This is a genomic window from Micromonospora sp. NPDC050200, assembly GCF_040656135.1.
Taxonomy (GTDB): domain Bacteria; phylum Actinomycetota; class Actinomycetes; order Mycobacteriales; family Micromonosporaceae; genus Micromonospora.
Map to the genome: position 1 here is coordinate 42,923 of NZ_JBFALG010000001.1, position 17,219 is coordinate 60,141.

General features: G+C 70.5%; 11 protein-coding genes. 5 read left to right on the forward strand and 6 right to left on the reverse strand.

Features of this window, described 5'->3' with window-relative positions; translation table 11 throughout:
• Positions 1 to 75: 75 nt before the first annotated feature.
• The 3 genes from AB0I41_RS00185 to AB0I41_RS00195 are packed head-to-tail and all read right to left on the reverse strand — an operon-like array spanning position 76 to position 3,375.
• On the reverse strand, positions 76 to 1,119 hold the full coding sequence (locus AB0I41_RS00185) for a methyltransferase (protein WP_357099787.1): 1,044 nt from the start codon (positions 1,117 to 1,119) through the stop codon (positions 76 to 78).
• A gap of 58 nt (positions 1,120 to 1,177) precedes the next feature.
• The gene (locus AB0I41_RS00190) at positions 1,178 to 2,317 is read right to left on the reverse strand and encodes a hydrolase (RefSeq protein ID WP_357099790.1); all 1,140 of its coding nucleotides are present in this window, start codon (positions 2,315 to 2,317) and stop codon (positions 1,178 to 1,180) included.
• Between the two features lie 26 nt (positions 2,318 to 2,343).
• Complete coding sequence (locus AB0I41_RS00195; protein WP_357099793.1) at positions 2,344 to 3,375, reverse strand: class I SAM-dependent methyltransferase; 1,032 nt, start codon at positions 3,373 to 3,375, stop codon at positions 2,344 to 2,346.
• A 156-nt stretch (positions 3,376 to 3,531) separates the two neighbouring features.
• Here AB0I41_RS00195 and AB0I41_RS00200 point away from each other — a divergent pair, with 156 nt between their 5' ends.
• A complete protein-coding gene (locus tag AB0I41_RS00200) occupies positions 3,532 to 5,223 on the forward strand; it encodes an FAD-dependent monooxygenase (protein ID WP_357099796.1) in 1,692 nt (563 codons plus the stop codon).
• Here the strand turns inward: AB0I41_RS00200 and AB0I41_RS00205 are convergent.
• The gene (locus AB0I41_RS00205; RefSeq protein ID WP_357100503.1) at positions 5,179 to 6,123 is read right to left on the reverse strand and encodes an AfsR/SARP family transcriptional regulator; all 945 of its coding nucleotides are present in this window, start codon (positions 6,121 to 6,123) and stop codon (positions 5,179 to 5,181) included. The genes AB0I41_RS00200 and AB0I41_RS00205 overlap by 45 nt on opposite strands.
• A gap of 104 nt (positions 6,124 to 6,227) precedes the next feature.
• Between AB0I41_RS00205 and AB0I41_RS00210 the strand changes: the two genes are divergently transcribed.
• Positions 6,228 to 7,223 (forward strand): ketoacyl-ACP synthase III family protein, encoded by a 996-nt coding sequence (locus tag AB0I41_RS00210; protein ID WP_357099799.1) that lies wholly within the window; start codon positions 6,228 to 6,230, stop codon positions 7,221 to 7,223.
• Between the two features lie 44 nt (positions 7,224 to 7,267).
• Positions 7,268 to 7,543: an acyl carrier protein gene (locus tag AB0I41_RS00215; protein WP_357099802.1), complete on the forward strand. Its 276-nt coding sequence runs from the start codon at positions 7,268 to 7,270 to the stop codon at positions 7,541 to 7,543.
• A 54-nt stretch (positions 7,544 to 7,597) separates the two neighbouring features.
• Here AB0I41_RS00215 and AB0I41_RS00220 read toward each other — a convergent pair whose 3' ends face one another.
• Positions 7,598 to 8,818, reverse strand: coding sequence for a nucleotide disphospho-sugar-binding domain-containing protein (locus tag AB0I41_RS00220; RefSeq protein ID WP_357099805.1), 1,221 nt, complete (start codon positions 8,816 to 8,818; stop codon positions 7,598 to 7,600).
• Between the two features lie 186 nt (positions 8,819 to 9,004).
• Here AB0I41_RS00220 and AB0I41_RS00225 point away from each other — a divergent pair, with 186 nt between their 5' ends.
• Positions 9,005 to 10,057, forward strand: a complete 1,053-nt coding sequence (locus AB0I41_RS00225) for a ketoacyl-ACP synthase III family protein (RefSeq protein ID WP_357099808.1) — start codon at positions 9,005 to 9,007, stop codon at positions 10,055 to 10,057.
• Between the two features lie 139 nt (positions 10,058 to 10,196).
• Positions 10,197 to 15,476: a type I polyketide synthase gene (locus tag AB0I41_RS00230; protein ID WP_357099811.1), complete on the forward strand. Its 5,280-nt coding sequence runs from the start codon at positions 10,197 to 10,199 to the stop codon at positions 15,474 to 15,476.
• Between the two features lie 701 nt (positions 15,477 to 16,177).
• Here AB0I41_RS00230 and AB0I41_RS00235 read toward each other — a convergent pair.
• Positions 16,178 to 17,203, reverse strand: a complete 1,026-nt coding sequence (locus AB0I41_RS00235; RefSeq protein WP_357099814.1) for a methyltransferase — start codon at positions 17,201 to 17,203, stop codon at positions 16,178 to 16,180.
• Between the last annotated feature and the right edge of the window lie 16 nt (positions 17,204 to 17,219).

Here is a 17,219-nt window from a genome sequence, read left to right on the forward strand (position 1 = left end):
GGTGGTGCGGGCCAGGGACAAGGCCTCCGTCCAGGCGGCGCTCGCCCGCGCCAGCGCCGCGGTGGGCGCCGCCGCTCAGTCGTGGGCCGGCACGACGGCTTCGATCAGGTGATTCATCGGCCCGGTGGGGGTCGTGCCGGCGAATTCCAGCCCGGCCCGCTCGAAGAGGGCGCGGAACTCCCGTGCCGTCCGCTCCTTGCCACCCTGGGTGGCCAGCATCAACAGGTCGATGATGGTGGTGATGCCCGGCGCGCTCGACGCTCCGACGAGCTGTTCGATGACCATGATGCGGGCGCCAGGGGGCGCGCTGCGGCGGATCGAGCTCAACGCCGCAGCGGCCTGGTCGTCGTTCCACATGTGCAGCACGCCCTTGATGACGTAGACGTCGGCCCGCACCGGCACCTCCTGCCAGACGTCGCCGGCCACGATCGAGCAGCGGCCGGCGAGCGCGCCGTTGCCGCAGAGGGCGGGGTCGACGTCGATCAACACCCTGGGCGTGTCGAACAGCACCGCACGCAGGTCCGGGTGTCGCTCCAGCAGCGCACGCACCAGTTTGCCCTGGCCGCCGCCGATGTCGGCGACGGTGGTGGCGCTGCCGAGGTGCAGGGCCGCCGCGAGCGCCTCGGCGATCGCCGCCGTCGAGGTGGCCGCGGCGCGGTCGAAGAGCGCGCTCAGCTCGGGCTCGTCCTCGCTCAGGTGGGCGAACATGTCCTTGCCGTAGAGATCCGGGAAGACGCTCGCCCCGGTGCGCACGGCATCGTCCAGCTTCGACCAGACTTGCCAGGAGAACGCTGCGCCGGCGAGCAGCACCCACGGCCGACGGCTCCCGGGCGTGTCGGCGCGCAGCGCGACGGACAGCGGGGTGTGCCCGTAGACGTGGTCACTGACCTCCTCGAAGACCCCGCGGGTGACCAGGGCCCGCATGAGCTGCCGGAGCGCCTCCGGATGTGCCTGCACCCTCTTTGCCAGGTCGTCGGCGTGGACCGGCTCCTCGGCGATCGCGTCGGCGATGCCCAACTTCGCGGCGGCCACGAGCGCCGCGGTGACGCCGAGACTGTGCGCCATCTCGTGCAACCGCAGCGACGCTACCGCCTGCTCGCTGAGCGGTTCCTGAGCCATGCCGGCTCCCTCCTGTTGGGCGGGCGCGGTACGCGCCGGTACTGGATACGGGGACGGGTCAGCCGGCGCCGAGCATGTGCCGGGCGTAGACGGCCGCGTTCGGATCGAACTGCAGCGCGGCGTGGCTCGTGGCCGTGTGAACGTCCCGCCACGCCCGCTGGATCGGGCTGTCCTCGGCCTGTGCCCGGGCACCGCTCGACCGCAGCACCCGCTCGATCGCGTCGGTCAACGACTCGGCCACGACCGCGTAGTCGCGATGACTGCGCGCCACCACGGCCGGCTCGATCGGCACTCCGGCGTCCGCGAGCGCCGCGATCCGCGTGAGCAGCAGTTCGGCGGCGTCCACCGCGGCGCTGGCGCGGGCGAGCGCCGCCTGGACGGAGGCCTTGTCCCTGGCCCGCACCACCGTGCCCATGGACATCTCCGTCTTGGCGGCGATCCATGCCGACCAGACCCGGACGGCGGCCCGGGTGGTGCCCAGCGGTGCCGCGATCATGGTGAGACCGTTGACCAACCGGAACGGCAGGGGATGCTCGGCGTCCGGGCGGGCTCCGGTCAGCAGCGACTCCTGCCTGAACGACCGGTGCGCCGGGACGAACACGTCGTCGAGTACGACGCTCCGGCTGCCCGTGCCGCGCATGCCGACGGTGAACCACGTGTCGTCGACCGTGCAGTGCTGTCTCGGCACGGCGAAGAAACGCAGGCGCCGCTCCGTCGTGTCCGGCTCCTGGCCGGACACGAGCACCCAGTCGGCGAAGTCGATGCCGCTGATGAAGGTCCACGAACCGGTCAACGTATAGCCGCCGGGTGCACCGGCGACGGTGCCGCCGGGCACCACCCCCGCGGAGATCCGTACGTCCGGCCCCTCGCCCCACAGGTCGTGCTGGCCCTCCGGGGGAAGGAAGGTCGCCATGCGGGCATGTGACGCGAACAGCGACGCGCACCAGCCCGCCGCCGCGCAGCCCTCCGCGACGACGGTGACGCGGTGCAGGAAGTCGACGAACGTGCCGTCCGTGCCGCCGAACCGGCCCGGCACAAAGTGGCGCGGGAATCCCGCGTCGGTGATGGCCCGGACCGCCGGCGGGGACAGGATGCGGTTGCGGTCGGCAGCCAGGGCGTGTTCGGCCACGATCGCCCGCGCGCCGTCGTCGGTCAGGCGGGTCGCGGTGGTGGCCCCGCTGCCGTTCGACTCGACCATGTCTGCTCCCGGTGAGTTCGGGCCGGTCAAAGCCGGTCCGCGATGAAGACCCGGTGCATGGCCGCGTCACTGGCGTGGGTCTGCACGTTCACGAACCCGGCGGCGGAGAGCATCTTCCGGTACGTGTTGACCGAATGCGTCTCGCCCTCGTGCGTCTGCACCAGCATGATCACCGAGAACATGTAGGGCAGCGGGTTCGTCTCTGGGGAGTCGTGCTCCTCGAACGTGTGCCCGACGACGGCTATCCGGCCGCCCGGCTTGACCGCCGTGGCGACCCGGCTGAGCAGTTCGGTGGCCTGCCGCTCGGAGAAGTGGTGAAGGACGTTGGTGAGCATGACGATGTCGTAGGGGCCGCCGAGCGGCACGCTGAACATGTCGCCCGAGATGAGGCGGACCCGGTCGCGTACGCCGAGCCGCTCGGCGTTACGGGCGGTCACCTCGAGCACGTTGGGCCAGTCGAGCCCGGTGACGCGCGCCCGCGGCTCGCGCTGGGCGAACGTGAACCCGTACGAACCGTGGCTGCATGCGACGTCGAGCACCTCGACCGAGTCGCGGTCCTTCGCCCAGGGGATGAGGTTCTCCGCCATCAGCTCGGCGGCGCCGTTGTTGAACCAGGAGGTGTGGTTGGCGAACTCCTCCCAGAAGTCGAACTCGGGCGTCAGCGCGTGAGTCTCGGTGACGGTGCCGCCGTGTCGGACGGCGTCGATGAGGTGCTTCTGCGCATCCCATTCCCAGTCGCTCGCGCTGAGGCGGATCGCTCCTCCGAAATAGTGTGCGCCGGTACTGACGAGAAGGTCGTCGCTGCCCGGCAGCAGCGCATAGCGGTCCTTGATGGTCCGCAAAAGCCCGATCCCGGCGAGCGCGTCGAGCAGGATCCGCATCCCACGCGGATTGGCCCCGACCTTCGTGGCGACCGCATCGGCGTCCTGCGGTCCGTCGGTGAGCAGGTCGAAGACCCGCATTTCGAGCGCGGTCCGCAGGAGTGCTGTCTTGACATAGCCGCGTGCGATGTCGTGCAGCAACTTCGCGTCGACATGGGGAAGCGCCGTCTCAGTCATGGTCACCTTCCGGGGTGGGCAGCGGTCCCCATGGTCGCCATGCCGTTTCGAGGACAACTCGAAGCTGCTCGGGGCCTGGCACGGCCAGGCAGCCCCCGGGGTGCGGCCGGATCCGCGTACGAGCGGGAGCCGAGTGGCGGCTGCGACCGTGGCGCCATGAGCAGCGATGTGCCCGTCCTGGTCGTCGGCGGTGGTCTGGTCGGACTGTCGGCCGCGCTCTTCCTGAGTGATCTCGGGATCCCGGTGGTCCTGGTCGAGCAGCACAGCGGGACGTCGACCCTGCCGCGCGGTCGCGGCCTGAGCCTGCGTTCGACCGAGGTCTTCCGCGCCGCCGGCGTCGAGGAGGCCCTGCGAGCCGCGCCCGCCTCGATCCTGCGGGACCTTCCCGCGATCATGCACGCCGACACGTTGGTGGGTGAGGAACGGTTCCGCACGGTACGACCGGCGCCGGACACGTACACGGACATCAGCCCCACCACGCCGGTCGTGGTGGACCAGAACGCGGTGGAGCCGGTCCTGCGGGAGCAAGCCCGACGACGCGGCGCGCAGTTGCGCTTCTCCACCCGGCTGGACTCGTTCGAGCAGGACGACGACGGGGTGACCGCGGTGCTCCGGGACCGGGCGACCGGGTCGACGTCCACGGTCCGTGCCGATTATCTCGTGGCGGCGGACGGTCACCGCTCGGCGATCCGGGGTGCGCTCGGCGTCGGTACGAGCGGCTCCGGCACCATCACCAGATATGCCAACATCCCGTTCGAGGCGGACCTGAGCGGCCCGCTGCGCGGCCGGCGCCTGGCGCTGTGCTACCTCGAACGGCCCGTGTCGAACACCATGCTGACCCGACTCGACGACCCGCGGCGGTGGGTGCTCATGGTCCCCTGCGACGATGACGGGGGCCTCCCAGCCGGGCAATTCCCGCGGCTCATCCGCGAGGCCGTAGGGCAGGACGTGGAGGTGCGCGTCCTGGACTCGCAGCTCGCGGAGCACGGCCGGGCCCCGACGTGGGACCTCGCCTCCTGGATCGCCGACCGGTTCCGCGTGGGACGGGTCTTCCTCGCCGGGGACAGCGCGCACGTCACTCCCCCGGCCGGCGGCCTCGGCGGCAACGCCGGCATCCAGGACGCACACAACCTGGCGTGGAAGCTCGCCGCCGTGGTGCGTGGCCACGCCGCACCCGCCCTGCTCGACACGTACGAGCGGGAGCGACGCGCCGTGGCCACGCTGACCGCCGACTTCTCGGCGCAGCGACAGGCCCGCCGGATCGCCGGTCGCGGTGACGGTGCGTCGGGCCTCGACCCGGTCGCGGTCGGGCTCGGCTACCGGTACAACTCCGCCGCGATCGTCCCCACCCCGGTGGCCGGGAAGCGAAACGACGTTAAACCCGGTGTCGGCACCGACCGCGACCGGAACGAGGCCGGGGCCGCCACACCGTCCCGGGACTTCACCGGCCGGCCGGGGAGCCGGGCGCCGCACCTGTGGCTACGCCGGGCCGGCCGGCCGGTGTCGACCCTGGACCTGTACCGCGGCAATTTCGTGCTCGTCGCCGGGGCGAAGGCGGACCGCTGGACGGAGGCTGGACGACGGGCCGAGGTTCAGGTGCCCGTGGTGGTGTACCAGCTGGGTCACGACCTTGAGGACGAACGCGGCGACTGGGCGGCGGCGCACGAAGTCGGCCACGCCGGTGCCGTGCTGGTACGACCGGACGGCTTCGTCTGTTGGCGTGCGCCGGACGACGTGGCGGCCGGGCCGGCGGTGCTCGCCAAGGTCTTCGACCAGATCCTCGGGCGGCGTACGGAGCCGGAGTCAGGCCGACCGTGCGACGACGCCGGTCGGGCGCAGAGGATGTAGCACGATCGTGTCGGCGCTGAGCACCGCCTGGTGCAACCGCTGCAGATCGGCCGAGGGGTCGAGACCCAGTTCGTTGTTGAGCAGCCGCCGCAGATCCTGGTAGGCGCGCAGCGCCTCACCGCGCCGCCCGGCCTTTTCCAGTGACACGATGAGCTGTGCGTGCAGCCATTCGTTGAGCGGGTGTAAGGCGACGAGGGACTTGAGCTCGGCGATGAGCTCGCGGTGCTTGCCCAGTTGGAGATCCGCGGCGATCCGCAGCTCCAGCGCGGTGATCCGTTGTTCCTCGAGGTGGGTCGCGTAGCTGCGCAGCATCGGCCCGCAGGTGACGTTGGTCAACGCCGGTCCGCTCCACAGCCCCAGCGCCTCGTGCAGCACCTGGCCGGCCTGCCGGACCCGGCCGCGATCGAAAAGGCCACGCCCCTGGTCGACGAGGTCCCGGAACAGGGTCGCGTCGATCTGCTCCTTGCCGAGCTCCAGCGCGTATCCCGGCGGGCGGGTGACCAGCAGCCGGTCCGCGCAGTCCTCGCCCTCCAGCCGTTCGAACGCCTTACGGATCTGGTAGACATACGTCTGCGTCGTGGTGACCGCGCTCTTCGGCGGGTTTTCCTCCCACAGTTCCTCAATCAGCCCGTCGATGCTCACCGTCTGACCAGCTCGCAGCGTCAGCACAGCAAGCACCTGGCGCACTTTTGGCGCGCTCGGTGTGCATATCTGCCCCTGACTGGCGACCTGGAACCGACCGAGAACGTTAAACCTCACGGTGCCTCCCCTGACCCGTTTTTGGGGGCTTGATCGAAGCCTCCTGGAACCAACGTACTGACGCGGTTCCGGCCCCCTCAAGACGACGACACGGAAGTTCCACTTCGCTGTATCGGCGGGAGAACAGCTACAACCTTCCATGTATGCCTCCTCGGCGAAACGGACATTCCCGGGCCTCGACCGAGGCTCGAAGCGCCGCACCCACGATGCGATGGCCACGCCTGCAGCGGACCGGAGGAGGCTGTGTGAAGACGCCCGACATTTTCATCAACGCCCTGGGCACGTATCTGCCTGAGGTGGTGGGCGCGCCGAATGCAACCGAGAACGGCATGAGTGGCGCCGCGATCGCCGGCGACACGCCCGCCGTGGAGATGGCGCTCAGCGCCACCCGCGAGGCGCTCGACCGGTGGGGGCAGGACACCGACCTGCTCAGCCTGCTGCTGTACGTCGACACGTACCACACCGGCCCGACCGGCTGGTGCCCCCACTCGTACCTCCAGCGGCACGCCGTGGGCGGCAACGTGCTGGCGGCGGGGGTGCGACAGGGCTGCAACGGCGTCTTCGGCGCGTTGGAGCTGGCTGCGACGTATCTGCGGGCGCTGCCGGAGGAGCGGGCCGCGATCGTCGTCGTGTCGGACAACCTGGACTCTCCACTGGTGGACCGCTGGAACACCCTCGATGGCTTCTCCATGGGTGACGCGGCGACCGCGCTGGTGCTCAGCCGGACCCAGGGCTTCGCCCGACTGCTCTCCGTCACCTCCACGACGGTGCCGGAGCTGGAGGGGCTGCACCGCGGAGACGAGCCGCTGCACCCCGCCAACATCGTGCTCGGGCACCGCCTCGACTTCAACGCGCGAATCCAGGAGTTCGCCAAGCACCACGGCTTCACCGAGGGGATGGCCCTGCATCTGTTCAGGAAGCTCACCGAGGTGGTGACGCGGGCCATCGACGAGGCAGGCATCCAGCTCACCGACATCACCCGTGCGGCGATGGCCAACGAACCACGCCCCAAGCTGATCGAACGCCTGCGCGCGCTGGGTCTGCCGACGGACATCTCGACGTGGGAGTTCAACCGCAGCGTCGGACACTCCGCCAGCGACCAACTGCTCGCCTTCGACCACCTGCTGCACCACAAGGAGCTCACCCCCGGCGACCATCTCCTGATGCTCGGCCTCGGCCCCGGCCTCAGCATCGCGGCCTCGGTCATCCAGGTCCTCGACGTGCCGGCATGGGTGTCGTGACGGATGCGCCGAACGAGCCAGACCGATCGACCCTGGAGGGACCGATGATCTACTCCCGTGAAGCCCTGCTCGTCCGGCTGACCACCTTCTTCAAGACCGACCTGCTCGAACCCGAGGACGCCGCGGCGCTCACCGCACAGACGCCGTTGTACGCGTGGGGGGTGTTCAACTCGTTGAGCACGGCCCGACTCATCGGCTTCATCCGGGAGCAGTTCGGGGTGGCGATCCCGCTCCAGCAGCTGACCGAAGCCAACTTCAGCACGCTGGACAAGATCACCGACCTGGTCCTGTCGGTGCGTCAGGACACTCCGGTCACCTGACCGTTCCGATGCGGTACCGGCAGCGCGTGTTGGTGCTGCCGGTACCGCACCGCGTCAGCCCGACGCGAGCTTCTCCAGGGTCTCGACGAACGCGTGCGGCGTCGGCCGGTCGAGCAGCTCCTGACGGAGCGCCGAGGCCCGGGCGCGGTAACCGGCCGCGCCGATCACGTCCCGCACCGCCTGCCGCACCGCCACCGTGTCCGCGTGGTGTCCGGGCAGGTTTATCGCCGCGCCGGTCGCGGCCACCCGAGCGCCGTTGGTGATCTGCTCGTTGGTGAAACCGACCACCACCTGTGGCACCCCGGCCGCCACCGCCGTCATCGTTGCACCGGCGCCGCCGTGGTGCAGGATGCCGGCACAGCTCGGCAGCAACAGATTGATCGGATACCGGGTCAGCACCCGGACACCGGGCGGCACCGCCCCGAGCGCCCGTACATCCTCGTCGGTCGCCGTAACAACCAGCTCCAGGTCGAGGTCGGCGAGGTCCTGCACCAGCCGCGGCAGCAGATATGAGTCGGGACCGCTCATCGTCGTCAGCGCAGTCGACCAGGTGAGGCAGAACCTCGGGCGTTGCGCCGGTTGCGTGGTCCACTCGACCAGGGAAGCGCTGCCGTTGTACGGCACGTACCGCACCGGGAAGCGCCGGGCGGCGGACGGCGGGCTCATCGACGCCGGGCACGGATCGACGATGTTCTCGATCAGATGCGGGCCGAACGGTCCCAACCCGTAGCGGACGAAGGAGCCGCTCCGGTCGGCCGGCAGTAGCCGCACGTGCGACGGCTCCGACGTCCCGATCGGCCCCCACAGGAAGAGGGCGCACGGCAGATCGAGCGCCTTCGCCGCGAGCAGCCCCTCGAGACTGATCGGGTCGTGCAGTACCACGTCCGGCCGCCAGCCCGCCGCGAACCGGACCGTCTCGTCGAAGCTCCACTCCGCGGCGCGGTTGAAGTCGGGCAACACGTCGCGTTCGAACGCCGCGACATCGAAGTCGTCCAGCGTGGACAGCCGGGTGCCGTCGAACGGATGCGGCGGCAGCCAGGGAAACGGCCAGGTCCCTTCGACCGCCTGCCGATAGTGCTCCAGCCGGTTGTGTTCGGTGATGCTCATGCCGCGCAGCACCGGCACCGGGATGAGCCCGGCCGCACGCAGCGGCCGGACCTGTGACGGCGCGCAGACCACACGTACCTCGTGCCCGGCGGACTGCAGCGCCCAGGCGGTCGGGACCATCGCCATGTAGTGGGTCGGCCACGCGGAGACCGTCAGCATTACGCGCATGAGAAGCTCCTGTCGACCGGTGCCACCGGCCCGGAGCATCTCCCTGTCTGGTCGAGGATCGCTCGATGGTCGCCGCGCCGCGAACCGTACGACGACGCACCGGCAACGCCCACGACGGCCGCTTGAGTGAGCCTCCAGGGGCCCGGGAGACAGTGCTCGGACCCAGACGGTTGAGGAGGCCGCTCGTTGTCTACCGACATTTCCATCAGCGGCATTGGTGTCTTCCTCCCCGAGGTGGTGAGTGTCGAGCACGCTGTCGAGCAGGGCTGGTACTCGGCCGATGAGGTCGAGTTGCACGAGTTGGCGGGCGCGGCGGTCGCGGGCGAGCTGCCCGCGCCGGAGATGGCGCTGCGCGCCGCGCAGGACGCGCTGAAGCGCGCCGGCCAGCGCCCCGAGGACGTCGACCTGTTGTTGTACGCCGACTCATGGCACCAGGGCCCGGACGGCTGGCAGCCGCAGTACTACCTGCAACGCCACCTGCTCGGTGGTGACCTGCTGGCGGTGGAGGTCCGGCACGGCTGCAACGGCATGTTCTCCGCGCTGCAACTGGCCGCCGGCTATCTCGGCGGGGACGCGGCACGTGCCGGCCGTCCGCGGGTCGCCCTGCTGGTGGCCGCCGACAACTTCGGCACCCCGCTGATGGACCGTTGGACGATGGGTCCGGGGTACATCGCCGGGGACGCCGCGAGCGCCGTGGTGGTCACAACCGGTCCGGGCATCGCCCGACTGCTGTCGGTCCGGTCGCTCACCGTTCCCGAGGCGGAGGAGATGCACCGGGCCGGTCAGCCGCTGTTCCCACCCGGCGTGACCGTCGGGCGGGGACTGAACTTCGGCGACCGCAATGCGGAGTTCCGGCGCCGGGTGATGGCCGAGGCTGGCGGGACGGCGGCGCTGCTGCAGATCCACCTGCGGACGTTGCGCCTCGTGGACGACACGCTCGCCGACGCCGGTATCGGCATCGACGACGTCACCCGGGTCGCCTACATGAACTACTCCCGAGAAATCGTGGAGCAACGGTGCATGGCCGCGCTGAACCTGCCCATGTCCATGTCGACCTGGGACTTCGGCCGCACCGTCGGCCACCTCGGCGCCAGCGACCAGATCGTTTCCCTCGAACACCTGCTGAGCACCGGGGCGCTCAAGCCCGGCGATCACCTGCTCATGCTCGGGGTGGGGCCCGGAGTCACCCTGTCCTGCGCCCTGGTTCGGATCGACGCGCCAACGCCCTGGGCTGGGTGACGCCGAACAACGGCGGCGCCGGCGGTGACGGCGCCCAGTCACAGCGAATCGTCCGAACATCCGTGCCGCTCGCACACCGGGCGTCCCGCCCGGAGGTCAGCCCCGGCCCGCGGCCACCGACGAACTCGAGGAGATCAGGATGGGGACAGCCGAAACCCTCGCCGTACCTGGCCCGCCGCGGCGGGCCGTGACGGCTCCCGTCGCAGTGGTCGGCATCGGCTGCCGGTTCGCCGGCGGCGTGGACTCGCCAGACAGTTTCTGGGACCTGCTGGCCAGCGGCGGTGACGGCATCGGCGAGTTGCCGGAGGAGCGATGGCAAGCCTACGGCGACCTCGGTCCCGACTACGCGGCCGCGCTGCGCCGAGCCACCAGGTTCGGCGGCTTCCTCTCCGAGATCGAGGGCTTCGACGCCGACTTCTTCGGCCTCAGCCCCCGCGAGGCCGAGCTGATGGACCCGCAGCAGCGGATCCTGCTGGAGGTGGCCTGGGAAGCGCTGGAGCACGCCGGCATGCGCGTGCGGGAACTGGCCGGCACCGACGTCGGCGTCTTCGTCGGCGTCGGCTCCGACGACTATGGCCGGCGGCTGCTGGAGGACCTGCCCAGGATCGAGGCGTGGACCGGTATCGGCGCCGCCATGTGTGCCGTGGCCAACCGCATCTCGTACGCCCTGGACTTCCGCGGGCCGAGCCTCGCGGTGGACACGGCCTGCTCGGCCTCGCTGGTCGCGCTGCACCTCGCCTGTCAGAGCCTCCGCGCGGGAGAGACCCCGGTCGCGCTGGCCGCGGGGGTCAACCTCATCGTGTCCCCCGGTCTCACCCTGACCCTCGACGCCGCCGGCGCGATGGCCCCGGACGGTCGGTGCAAGTCGTTCGACGTTACGGCCGACGGTTACGGGCGCGGCGAGGGGTGCGGCGTCGTGGTGCTGAAGCTGCTCGCCGACGCGCAGCGCGACGGCGACCGGGTGCTCGCCGTCATCCGGGGCAGCGCGGTGAACCAGGACGGCCGCACCAACGGGATCATGGCACCCAGCGGGCCGGCGCAGGAGCACGTGCTCGACCGGGCCTGCCGACAGGCGGGGATCGCTCCGGGATCGGTCAGCTACGTCGAGGCGCACGGCACTGGCACGCGGTTGGGCGACCCGCTCGAGGCCGGTGCGCTCAGCGCGGTGTACGGGGTCGATCGGGCACCGGGCGAGCCCTGTCTCATCGGATCGGTGAAGTCCAACATCGGCCACCTGGAGGCTGCCGCGGGGGTGGCGAGCATCATCAAAGTGGTGCTCGCGCTGCACCGCAGCGAGATCCCGCCCAGCCTCAACCACTCCGTCGGCAACCCGGCCATCGACTGGGACTCGGCGGGTCTGCAGGTCGTCACCGAACGCACCGCCTGGCCGCGCGGAGACGAACCGCGCCGGGCCGGGGTGTCGGGCTTCGGGTACGGCGGGACGGTCGCCCACGTGCTGGTCGAGGAGGCGCCCGAGGAGGCCGGCGGTTCGGTCACCGACGACGCCGGAGCGCACGACGTGCCGCGCCTGTTCCCGATCTCCGCCAGCTCCGACGCCGCTCTGCGGCAGCATGCGCAACGGATGGCCGACTGGCTGTCCGCGTCGGCGGAACCGGCGTCGCTGGCATCCATCGGGCACACCCTCGCCCTGCGGCGTTCCCACCTGCGCCACCGGGCGGCGGTCGTGGCGGCGAGCCGGGACGAACTCGCGGCACGGCTGCGCCACCTCGCCGCCGGTGAGCCGGCACCCGGCGTGACCAGCGGCGCGGACGACGGCGGCGGAACCGGGCTGGTCTGGGTCTTCTCGGGCCACGGTTCCCAGTGGGTCGGCATGGGGCGCGAACTCCTCCGGACCGAGCCCGTGTTCGCCGCGGTGATCGACCAGCTCGAGCCGATCTTCCTGGAGGAGATCGGCTTCTCCCCCCGCCAGGTCCTCCTCGACGACGAACTGCGCGACGTCGACCGGATCCAGACGATGATCTTCGTGATGCAGCTCGGCCTCGCCGAGGTCTGGCGGTCCTCCGGGCTGCGGCCCGACGCGGTCATCGGCCACTCGGTCGGCGAGATAGCCGCCGCGGTCACCGCCGGTGCGCTCACCGTCGAGGCGGGCGCCCGGCTGATCTGCCGCCGGTCCCGACTGCTGCGACAGGTGGCGGGGAACGGCGCGATGGCCATGGTCGGGCTGCCGTTCGACGAGGTGGCGAAGCGGCTCGCCGATCGTACCGACGTGGGGCCGGCAATCTGGTCGTCACCGGCGTCGACCGTGATCGCCGGTGACATCGAGGTGGTCGACGCACTCGTGGCCCGGTGGCGGGACGAGAACATCGCGGTGCGCCGGGTCGCGTCCGACGTCGCCTTCCACAGCCCGCAGATGGACCCGTTGCTGGCCGAGCTGACCGAGGCCGCCGCCGATCTGGCCCCGGAGCGGCCCCGCATACCCATGTACCGCACGGCGCTGCCCGATCCCCGGTCCGAGCATCCCGTCGAGGGCGCGTACTGGGCCGCCAACCTGCGAAACCCTGTGCTGCTGACGCCTGCGGTCCAGGCGGCTGTCGAGGACGGCTACCGGGTGTTCCTGGAGATATCCGCTCATCCGGTGGTGGCCCACTCCATCTCCGAAACACTGTCCTACGCCGGCCACGAGGACGGCCTTGTCGTGTCGACGTTGCGACGCAACGCGCCGGAGCGGGAAAGGCTGCTGACCAACGCCGCTGTGCTGCACTGCCACGGTGTGGCGCTGGACTGGCCGGCGCTGCAACCGGCCGGCGATCTGGTCACCCTGCCGGGAGTTCCCTGGCAGCACCGACGGCTGTGGCGCGATCCGGCATCCCCGTCGGGCATCGACGGGTCCGGCCACGATGTCGCCTCGCACACGGTCCTGGGCTCGCGCGTGAGCATCGCCGGCACCCCGCTGCGCATGTGGCGGACCCGGCTCACCGACGACAGCCGGCCGTACCCGGGAAGCCACACGATCAACGGCGCCGAGGTGACCCCGGCCGCCATCCTGATCAACACCTTCCTCGGTGCGCGCGACGAGGGCCCCTCGGTGGCGACGCTGACCGACGTGTCGTTCCAGATCCCGCTGCTGACCAGGGAGCCCCGCGACATCCAGGTGGTGCACGACCACGACGTGCTGCGCCTGGCCTCCCGTACCCCGGCGGCCGACGGACCGTGGCTCGTGCACGCCACGGCCCTGATCGCCAAGGCGGGTTCGACGCTACCGGAGCAGCTTCCCGGCCGACTCGGTGAGCTCGAGCAGACGGATCCGGATGCAGTACGCCGGCAGCTGGCCTCCGTCGGGGTGCCGACGATGGCGTTCGACTGGACCATCGAGAAGCTCTGGCGCGGGGACAACCGCATCCGGGCCCGGGTGCGGATCGACCTGCCGCCGACGGCGCGGACAACCTGGGCCCCGGTCTTCGACGCAGCCCTGTCGATCGCTCCGTTCGCGCATCCCGGCCCGCCGGCGCTGCGGATGGTCGCGGGCATCGACGAGGTACACACCTCGGGGGCGCCCCTGCTGGTCGTGGACGTCGAGATCACCGCCGATCCCGGTGACGACGCCCTCACCGTGCTGCTGGCGGACCCGACCGGGCGGGTGGTTGCCCGGCTGGCCGGCCTCCGGCTGGCCGAGATGGAGCCGAAGACCAGGGGCCGGACCGGTCCGGTCGAGATGGTGCACGAGGTCGTCTGGCGCCCGCTCGCACTGCCGGCCGCCGCGCCCGACGGGTCGGCCGCGCCGGCGCCGCGCCGGATCGCGTTCGTCGGCCCGGACAGCCCGCTGGCCGCCGCGTTGCGGGAGCGACTGACCGCGGCCGGGGCCTCGTGTCTCGCCCCGTCCCACCTCGGTGACCTGGACCTGGTCGGCGAGGACACGGATCTGCTGCTCCTGCCGCCGTCGCCCGATTCGCCGGCTCCCGTCACCGGTGCCGTGGCGGATGCCGCCTGGCTGCTCATCACTGTCGTTCAGCGACTGTCCGCACGCCATCGCAGCCGGTTCCCCCGGCTGTGGTGCCTGACCGTCGGCGTCGGCGAGGGTACGACCGAGAGCCACCTTGCCCATGCGCCGCTCTGGGGACTCGGTCGGGTCGTCGCCGGTGAGCATCCCGAGCTGTGGGGCGGGATTGTCGACCTGCCTCCGGAAGCGCCGGCGGAGGCAGCGGAGCTGCTGCTAGACGTGCTGCGTGCGCGGCCCCGAGAGGACATCGTCGTGCTGCGCGACGGCACCCCGAGCGTCGCCCGCCTGGTGCCCACGGAGCGGGCACCGGTTCGCGGGCCCGTACGGTGCAGGGCCGACGGCACCTACCTGGTGACCGGCGGGCTCGGCGTGCTCGGCTTGCAGGTGTGCCACTGGCTGGCCGAGCGCGGTGCGCGCCGAATCGTCATCGCCGGCCGGCGTGGCCTGCCCACCCGCGACGCCTGGGACCTGGCCGTCGATGACGTGACCCGCCGGCAGATCACGCAGGTCCGCGCCCTCGAGGCGCTCGGGGTGACCGTACGGGTCCTGGCCCTCGACATCGCCGATCCTGATCAGGTCGCACGTCAACTGGCACCGGAGACGCTCGGCCTGCCTCCGATCTGCGGAGTGGTCCACGCCGCGGGCGTGCTGGACAACCGGATGCTCCGTGACGTCGACCGGGCGTCGCTGGACAACGTGCTGCGGCCGAAGGTAGAGGGCGCCTGGGCCCTGCACGGCGTCTTCCCGCCCGGGAGTGTGGACTTCTTTGTGCTCTTTTCGTCGTGCGGCTATCTCCTCGGCATCCCCGGCCAGGCCACGTACGGTTCGGCCAACGCATTCCTGGATGCTTTCGCGCGGTACCGAAACCACGCCGCGTCCGGTCCGGACGGAACGTTGAGTCTGGGCTGGACCTCGTGGCACGGTCAGGGCATGGCGGTCAACGAGGTGGTCGACGCGGAGCTCCGCGCCCGCGGCGTCGGTGACATCTCCGTGGTCGAGGCGTTCAGCGCCTGGGACCATGCCGAGGAGCGCGGCGGCGGAATGTTCCCGGTGCTGCGCGTCACCCCGCTGGAGCCCGGCGAGGAAAGGCTCCCGTTGCTGGCGGAACTGTCCGACAGTTCGGCGGCGCCGGCCCCGACCGGTCCGACCGGACAGAACCCGCCGGCCATCGTCGACCTACCGCCCGAGCAGCTGCGTCAGCGCCTGATGGAGGACGTCGGCGGCCAGATCGCGGACGAGATGAAGCTTCCGGCGACCACCCTCGATCCTCGCCGGTCGCTCATCGAACAGGGGCTCGACTCCGTGATGACCATCGTCATCCGGCGCCGCCTCGAGCGACGTTACGGGCACAAGCTGCCGTCAACGCTGCTGTGGCATCAACCGACGGTCACCGCGATCATCGAGCACCTGGCCGGCCTGTTGCAGCCGGCGGAGCCGGAGAATGTCGAGGAAGTCGGCTAGCGCCCCTTCGAGCCTGTCCCGCCTGCGCAGTGGGGATGTGTCGGAGCGCCTCGTGGCGCACTGATTCCCCTTGATGGTGAGCAGGTGGTGGGCGTGGCGCTGCTCGACGGGGTAGACCGCGTGGGCGCGTTGGGCGTGCATGGCCGTCGGGGCGTTTGGCTCCGCGTAGGCACTTGCCGTCCATTGCCACCACGGCGTGCTGCGCAAGGCGGGTCGGCGGCGGCGCGGTGAGCGGGTTGAACGGGCAGCCCAGGCGGACCAACTCCTGCGGACCGCAGCGCCGAGCCCACCGCGATCGCGGTCAGCGAGTTGTGGCCTACCGCGCTCATCGCGCACACCCCGATCGCGAGCAGAGTCGCCAACCCGTGGCGCACCCCACGAGGGTCACGAGGGTCGGCTACCTACGCCGACCGGTCGAGCAGGCCTCCGGCCCGGCCAGTGGGGCACCGGGCGACGCACCCGCATTGGTAGAGACAGGCCACGACGCGATCCGCCGGGGGCATGAGCGATGATGGCACAGCGAGCACGACACCTTTGCGGATCTTGAAGCGTAGAGAGCTCCATAATCCACAGATGTCGTGCTCGCTCCCCAGCCGGGCACCCACCACAAGATCCGATCAAAGTAGACATTCGCGGGCTACTCCGGGGCCCTGGTGTTCCGGCGATGTGGGCGGGCGGTCGACGACCCGCCCCGGGATTGATTACTTGTATCCGACCATGAGCGCGTGATGGAATCCGACGCCCTCGTGGCGTTCGACCCTGGAGAATCCCGCGTCATGCAGTGCGATCTTCATGTCCTGCACCGAGTAGACCATGCCCTCGCCGGACGCGATGGTCAGGAAATAGACGGACATGAACGCGGCGGACGGCGAGCCGGTGTTGTCGTCGTCGGAGACGAAGTTGTACACGAGTACCGCGCCGCCCGGCGGCAACGCCTCGTAGCACTTGCGCAGCAACTCCGTGTTCCGCTCGAGCGACCAGATCTCGAAGATGTGGCAGAAGAGGATGCCGTCGATCCCGGTCGGCAGGGGATCGGTGAACAGGTCGCCCGGCCATCCGTGCACGCGATCACCTACGCCGGCGTCCTCGGCATTCTGCTTCGCGATGTTGAGCACGGTCTCCTGGTCGAAGATCGTCATTTCGAGGTGCGGGTGACGTTTCGCCACGGCGATGCTGTTGCTGCCGTCCCCGCCACCGATGTCGACCAGGTGGTGCAGGGCTGAGAAGTCGAACGTCTCGGCCACCAGTGGGAACGTCTGCCGGGACGCGTGTCCCATGTTGTTGTAGAACACCTGTTGCAGCGCCGGGTTGGTGGTCACGCGCTCGTACAACGTCGTGCCGGGCCCTTCCACGTGGCGCAGACCGACGTTGGTGTTACGTCGAATGGAGTCCGCGAAGTCGACCAGGCCGGGATTCGTGATCTTCTCCTGGATCTCGACGAGAGGCCCCAGATAGCCCGCCCGCTTGGGCAGCAGGCTCCGACGGGTGAGCGGGGTGTTGACGTAGTTCTCGCCCTCCCTGCGCAGGAGTCGCAGGGAGGCTAGGCCCAGCAGCAGGATCCGGGCCGGCTGCTCCTCTACACCGAGCGACGCGGCCACCGCCGGAAGGCTCATGCCGCCGTCCGCTTCGATCTTTTCGAAGAGCTCGAACTCGAGCGCGGTGCGCAGCAGTTCGAAAGCGGTGGCGCCATGGATGATCAGCTGTAGGTGCTCGGCCTCGTGAATCATTGTGGTCCTCCCGTAC